The sequence below is a fragment of the Vibrio sp. 03_296 genome (assembly GCF_002265885.1).
In genome coordinates this window covers 1-1308 of record NZ_NPKW01001181.1, presented here as the reverse complement: position 1 = coordinate 1308, position 1308 = coordinate 1, and the positions used below count along the sequence as shown (strand labels likewise).

Sequence of the window (1308 nt, the reverse complement as noted above, 5' to 3'; positions counted from 1 at the left end):
GCGTCACTTATTAGTAACGTCCTGAGCTCGGTTACATCACCAACAACAAGCAGCTCTTTAATCGGGTTGCACCATTACGCGTGAAAGTGGCAGTTTCAAAGGCAAGAGAATGATCAAAGGTGGACGGATGCAAGTAAGGACTGTTTTATACATGGCCATGATGTCAGCGATGCAATGTAACCCTGTATTTAAAGAAACATATCAACGACTTTTGGCTGCTGGAAAACCCAAAAAAGTAGCGCTCATTGCCTGCGTCAGAAAGATGGTAGTTATTCTAAATTCAATGCTTAGAGATGGCTGTATGTGGAATGGCAGATAGCGCCAAAAATTAACTATTGACGCCATAGTCTCTTGTTATGTTTAAGGCTCAAAGGGTTAAGTTTGCGATACCAATAGCTTAACTCGACTTACCTTTGCAAACCAAAACCAGACGCTAAAAAGCTGAATTAAATCATAATTTTGATTGTGCCGACTTTGAGTTTTAACGTGAGAAATCGAAAAAATAGGGCTCTAACTTTGAAATCAAAATCACTTAACTCACCTCGCCTACWCTCTGCATTTCAATGAGGCAACTCTCTGAACTTTTAGCGCCCACGAATTGGAGTCCAGAAAACAGCGACCACTGAAGTTAACCTGCCGACAAAACCAAAATTAGAAATACGAAGGAACAAAGAAAAGATGCAACCAACTGATTTTACGTGACTAAACATAACGCCGCGTTAAGGGGTGCAGGCACGCAATACAAAAGCTACCGCACAGCGACTTAATCACCAAACCCAACGCAAACCGAAAATGCCACGCGTGCCAAATCCCACTTAAACGCTTTGTTATGCTTAAGCTTCAATGGCTTACGTTTGATCAGAACCAAGATTAACTCGACTTTGATTCACAAACAAAAGCCAAAACGTAGAAAACCGAAATGAATCATAGTTTTGATAATCAGGCTCGGAATTTGGGCAAATCTGGTTTGAAGTTTGAAAACCTAGAGATGGACTTCTGATTGAGCCAACTGCCCTAACCTCGCGCTTACCCGAAAATTGATTGAGGCAACTCTCTGAATTTTCAGCGCCAAAGAATAAGTGTCCGAAAAACAGCGCTCAAAAAAACCGGCTTGCCGACAAACACAAAACTGAAAAGCCGAGGGGACAAAGAAAAACCATAATCCACTGATTTTACTTGATTAAGCATAACGCCGCGTTAAGGGGTGAATGCCGCATAAACCAAGTTTCCGCACACCACGTTCACCACAAAAATCACCGCAAACCAAAAATGCCACGCGGCATGAATCCCGCTTAAACGCCTTGTTAT

Annotated in this window: 1 protein-coding gene and 1 pseudogene; one reads left to right on the top strand and one right to left on the bottom strand. The window is 42.2% G+C overall.

Annotation, left to right across the window (positions count from 1 at the left end; translation table 11 throughout):
* Nucleotides 1–319 (top strand): annotated as a pseudogene (locus tag CIK04_RS30785) (transposase); the annotation flags it as partial.
* A gap of 861 nt (nt 320–1180) precedes the next feature.
* On the opposite strand, the gene CIK04_RS35900 reads toward CIK04_RS30785, so the two are convergent.
* The coding region (locus tag CIK04_RS35900; RefSeq protein ID WP_128824777.1) for a DUF3265 domain-containing protein at nt 1181–1308 on the bottom strand (128 nt) is incomplete at its 5' end.